Raw genomic sequence first — 4,584 nt, forward strand, 5'->3', positions numbered from 1 at the left:
AGCTGGCACCGCGCCTCCCGTCCGTTGGCGGGCACGATCCGACCGCCCAGAGCGAACAGACGCGAAGTGGTGCGTTGCACCCGATAAGTTCGACATCAAGCGACAACTGAACGGGAGCTTTTCCATGGCCGAAGCGACACTGAACCCCAGTGTTTTTGACCGCCTTCTGAGAGACCGGATCGTGTGGCTCGGCTCCGAGGTCCGCGACGACAACTCGAACGAGATCGCAGCGAAGCTGCTGATGCTCGCGGCCGAGGACCCTGAGAAGGACATCTACCTCTACATCAACTCGCCCGGTGGCTCGATCACCGCCGGCATGGCGATCTACGACACGATGCAGTTCGTGCCGAACGACATCGTCACGGTGGGCATCGGCCTCGCGGCCTCGATGGGGCAGTTCCTGCTCTCGTCGGGCACCCCGGGCAAGCGCTACATCACCCCGAACGCGCGGGTGCTGCTGCACCAGCCGTCCGGCGGCTTCGGCGGTACCGCTGCCGACATCCAGACGCAGGCGAAGGTCATCCTCGACATGAAGCAGCGGATGGCCGAGCTCACGGCGGAGCAGACCGGCAAGTCGATCGAGCAGATCCTCAAGGACAACGACCGCGACAACTGGTTCACGGCACAGGAGGCCCTCGAGTACGGCTTCGTCGACCACCTCCGTGGTTCGGCCGCCGAGGTCGTCGGCGGCGGCGGAACCGTCGGCGACGGCGAGACCCCCACCGACGCGGCCGAGCCCGGCGCCCAGTCCTGACCCGACCCACCGAAGAAAAGGAAACGAGAATGCATCTCCCCATGCTCGGTGGCGCGCAGAACGTCCCGGCTCCGTCAAACCGTTACATCCTCCCGAGCTTCGAGGAGCGCACGGCCTACGGCTACAAGCGGCAGGACCCGTACGCGAAGCTCTTCGAGGACCGCATCGTGTTCCTCGGCGTCCAGGTCGACGACGCGTCGGCCGACGACATCATGGCGCAGCTGCTCGTACTCGAGTCGATGGACCCGGACCGCGACATCGTCATGTACATCAACTCGCCCGGTGGCTCGTTCACGGCGATGACGGCGATCTACGACACGATGCAGTACATCCGCCCGCAGATCCAGACGGTCTGCCTCGGTCAGGCTGCCTCGGCCGCGTCGGTGCTCCTCGCTGCCGGTACCCCCGGCAAGCGTCTGGCGCTCCCGAACGCGCGCGTGCTCATCCACCAGCCGGCGACCCAGCAGGGTGGCGGTCAGGCGTCCGACATCGAGATCCAGGCGGCGGAGATCCTCCGCATGCGCACCTGGCTCGAGGAGACGCTCTCGAAGCACTCGAACCGCACGCCGGAGCAGGTCAACAACGACATCGAACGCGACAAGATCATGTCCGCGGACGAGGCGCTGGAGTACGGCCTGATCGACCAGGTCCTCACCAGCCGCAAGAACGTGCCGGCGCTCGTCAAGTAGCGCTCACGACGAAGGCCCCGCACCGTCCGGTGCGGGGCCTTCGTGCCTTGCGGGTGCGCGCGTGCGTCGTGTCGGCGTGCGGAACCAGGTTCCGGACACCACACCGCGTTCTTCCACGGTGCCGTGCCCGGAACGTGGTTCCGGACGGCCGGCCGGGAGGCACGGTGCGGTTCCGGCAGGTCGGCGTCAGTCCTCGTCGGGCTCGTCCGGCGACGGCGCTGCCGGGCGTCGACGGAGGAGGAGCAGCACCGCGACGACCGCGCCCACGACGACGACCCCGCCGGCGCCGATGAAGAGCGCGTCGGTGGTCGCCGAGTCGGTCGAGCCCGAGACCGTGCCGTTCGTCGTCGCTGCCGTGGTCGAACCGTTCGAGGCGGTCGCACACGTCGGCGGCTCGGTGGACCCCGTCGCCGGGGTGAAGCCCGACGGCGCCTTCCACGTGAACGTGTACTCGTCCGAGACGGTGTGCCCGTCGGCGGAGACGATCTGCCACTCGACCGTGTACTTCCCCGAGGCGCCGAGCGCGGCCTTCGTGGTCATCGAGGGGCCGTCGACGTCGAGGCAGCCGTCCTCGTAGTACTTCCCGTCCGGACCGACGATCCGGTACGCGAAGCCCGCGTTCGACCCGCCGATGTCGAGGAGCTTGTCGTTCGTCGTGATCTCGAACGCCTTCGGCAGGGACGTGAGCGTCCCGTCGACCTTCGGCGTCGAGGCGATCATGTAGTTGTGCGCGCTCGCGGGCGCGGCGAGCCCGAGGACCGCACCGCCCACGACCGCGAGGGTGGTGGCGGACGCGGCCACGAGCCTCCCGGCAGCACGGAAGCGGCCGCGCGATGCACGCGCAGCCGGTCCGTGGAGGCGAGTGCTCACTTGCCGGTCCGCCGACGGGTCGAGGCCACGGCGACGACCAGTGCCGCGGCGCCGAGGACGAGCCCGCCGAGCCCGAGGAAGCGCCCGACGAGGTCCGGGCCAGTGCTCGCGTCCGAGGAGTCGGCCGTCGCGGTCGACTCCACCGGGTCGCCGTCGGCCTCGGTCGCGACCGCCTTCGTCAGGACGATCGAGGGGGCGGGGTGCTCCGGCTCGGCCTGCCCGTCCTGCTGGTGCTGGTCCCACTCGGTGGACCCCTTCTCGCAGGTCTGCGTGACGGGGAGCTCGACGCGGTCGCCGGCCTTGCCGTCCGGCAGCGAGAACGACAGGGAGAACGTGTCGCGCTCGTCCGCGGGCAGCGGGGTCTTCGCGGTGTAGGTGACGGCGGTCACGCGCTGGCCGGCGTCCTCGGCGGACTCGTCGTCCGCGGAGGCCGAGGGGCTCGTGTACGGCTCGGTGGTCTTCGTGATGGTCCAGTTCGGGTTGACGGTCGGGGTGACCTCGATGATGCTCTCCGGCACGTGGAAGGTCAGCTTCGTGGTGGGGGAGCCGTCGCAGCCGTGCGGCACCGAGAACGTCGCGGTCGTGTACGAGTCGGCGGCGGTGGACGTCGCGGTGGCCTCGACGTGGGCGCTCGCGGCCGCGGCGGTGCCGAGGACGATGGCGGCGGTGACGCCGAGGGTTGCCGCACCGAGGACGGCGACGCGCTTGGGCATGGTGTTCCTTCCGGGACTTCTACAACTTGTAGAGAAGACTCGGACACGGTAGCAGGATCGAACGCCCTGGGCGAACGCGCGACGCGAAACCGGCCGGGCGTCGCGATGGCTGTCGTCGGTTGCGGTTAGGCTCGGACACAGCCGGTGGATCAGCACCGGGAGGATCGTCAGGCGTCGGTTCCGACGGAGTCGTCGCACGGCCGAGGGAGGGCACGCACATGGCACGCATCGGAGAGAGCGCTGACCTGCTCAAGTGCTCCTTCTGCGGCAAGAGCCAGAAGCAGGTCCAGCAGCTCATCGCCGGACCCGGCGTCTACATCTGTGACGAGTGTGTCGAGCTCTGCAACGAGATCATCGAGGAGCGTCTCGCCGAAGCCGGTGAGGACACCACGAGCGGTGACTTCGAGCTCCCCAAGCCCCGCGAGATCTTCGACTTCCTGCAGGAGTACGTGATCGGGCAGGACCCGGCGAAGCGTGCGCTGGCCGTGGCCGTCTACAACCACTACAAGCGCATCCGCGCGCAGGGGCAGATCACCGCCGCCGAGGATCGCGACGACATCGAGATCGCGAAGTCGAACATCCTGCTCATCGGCCCGACCGGCTGCGGCAAGACCTACCTTGCACAGACGCTCGCGAAGCGCCTCAACGTGCCGTTCGCCGTCGCCGACGCCACGGCCCTGACCGAGGCCGGCTACGTGGGCGAGGACGTCGAGAACATCCTCCTCAAGCTCATCCAGGCGGCCGACTACGACGTCAAGCGCGCCGAGACCGGCATCATCTACATCGACGAGGTCGACAAGATCGCCCGCAAGGCCGAGAACCCGTCGATCACCCGCGACGTCTCGGGCGAGGGCGTCCAGCAGGCCCTGCTCAAGATCCTCGAGGGCACGACGGCCTCGGTCCCGCCGCAGGGCGGCCGGAAGCACCCGCACCAGGAGTTCATCCAGATCGACACGACGAACGTGCTGTTCATCGTGGCGGGGGCGTTCGCCGGGCTCGAGGACATCGTGTCCTCCCGGGTCGGCAAGCGCGGCATCGGCTTCGGCGCTCCGCTGCACAGCCCGCTCGACCAGCAGGACCTCTACGCGGACGTCCTGCCGGAAGACCTCCACAAGTTCGGCCTCATCCCGGAGTTCATCGGTCGTCTGCCAGTGGTGACCACGGTGTCGCAGCTCGACCAGGCCGCGCTCATGCAGATCCTCACCGAGCCGAAGAACGCGCTCGTGAAGCAGTACCAGCGGATGTTCGAGATCGACGGCGTCGAGCTGGAGTTCGAGCGGGGCGCGCTCGAGGCGATCGCTGACCTCGCCGTGCTGCGCCAGACGGGTGCCCGAGGCCTCCGCGCGATCCTCGAAGAGGTCCTCGGCCCGGTGATGTTCGACGTCCCCTCGGACGACGACGTCGCCCGAGTGGTGATCACCCGGGAGTCCGTGCTCGAGAACGCGGCGCCGACGATCGTGCCGCGGCCGCGCGCGAAGCGCATCGAGAAGTCCGCGTAGCCCGCGCTGCGCGTCGCGTCGTGTAGAACCACGAAACCGACATCGAACCGCCCTTGCAG

5 protein-coding genes are annotated in these 4,584 nt (G+C 68.7%); 3 read left to right on the plus strand and 2 right to left on the minus strand.

Annotation, left to right across the window (positions count from 1 at the left end; genetic code table 11):
• Window positions 1–124 precede the first annotated feature (124 nt).
• On the plus strand, window positions 125–754 hold the full coding sequence (locus tag ACSW7Y_RS16300) for an ATP-dependent Clp protease proteolytic subunit (protein ID WP_058725495.1): 630 nt from the start codon (window positions 125–127) through the stop codon (window positions 752–754).
• 29 nt (window positions 755–783) lie between these two features.
• Window positions 784–1,443, plus strand: coding sequence for an ATP-dependent Clp protease proteolytic subunit (locus ACSW7Y_RS16305; RefSeq protein WP_438127288.1), 660 nt, complete (start codon window positions 784–786; stop codon window positions 1,441–1,443).
• A 186-nt stretch (window positions 1,444–1,629) separates the two neighbouring features.
• Here ACSW7Y_RS16305 and ACSW7Y_RS16310 read toward each other — a convergent pair whose 3' ends face one another.
• A complete protein-coding gene (locus ACSW7Y_RS16310; RefSeq protein ID WP_438127289.1) occupies window positions 1,630–2,313 on the minus strand; it encodes a copper resistance CopC family protein in 684 nt (227 codons plus the stop codon).
• The gene (locus ACSW7Y_RS16315) at window positions 2,310–3,026 is read right to left on the minus strand and encodes a YcnI family copper-binding membrane protein (RefSeq protein WP_438127290.1); all 717 of its coding nucleotides are present in this window, start codon (window positions 3,024–3,026) and stop codon (window positions 2,310–2,312) included. The genes ACSW7Y_RS16310 and ACSW7Y_RS16315 overlap by 4 nt, the downstream gene beginning before the upstream one ends.
• Window positions 3,027–3,244: 218 nt before the next feature.
• On the opposite strand from ACSW7Y_RS16315, the gene clpX reads away from it, so the two are divergent.
• Window positions 3,245–4,525 carry an ATP-dependent Clp protease ATP-binding subunit ClpX gene (gene clpX / locus ACSW7Y_RS16320; RefSeq protein WP_290132373.1) on the plus strand — a complete coding sequence of 427 codons (1,281 nt, stop codon included), beginning with the start codon at window positions 3,245–3,247 and terminating at the stop codon, window positions 4,523–4,525.
• Window positions 4,526–4,584 lie beyond the last annotated feature (59 nt).

It is taken from the genome of Curtobacterium flaccumfaciens (assembly GCF_051548005.1).
Lineage (GTDB): Bacteria > Actinomycetota > Actinomycetes > Actinomycetales > Microbacteriaceae > Curtobacterium.

Bases quoted from the DNA above. Each gene is read 5' to 3' on its own strand.
- ACSW7Y_RS16300 (WP_058725495.1), top strand. From the start codon at position 125: ATGGCCGAAGCGACACTGAACCCCAGTGTTTTTGACCGCCTTCTGAGA.
- clpX (WP_290132373.1), top strand. From the start codon at position 3,245: ATGGCACGCATCGGAGAGAGCGCTGACCTGCTCAAGTGCTCCTTCTGC.
- ACSW7Y_RS16305 (WP_438127288.1), top strand. From the start codon at position 784: ATGCATCTCCCCATGCTCGGTGGCGCGCAGAACGTCCCGGCTCCGTCA.
- ACSW7Y_RS16315 (WP_438127290.1), bottom strand. From the start codon at position 3,026: ATGCCCAAGCGCGTCGCCGTCCTCGGTGCGGCAACCCTCGGCGTCACC.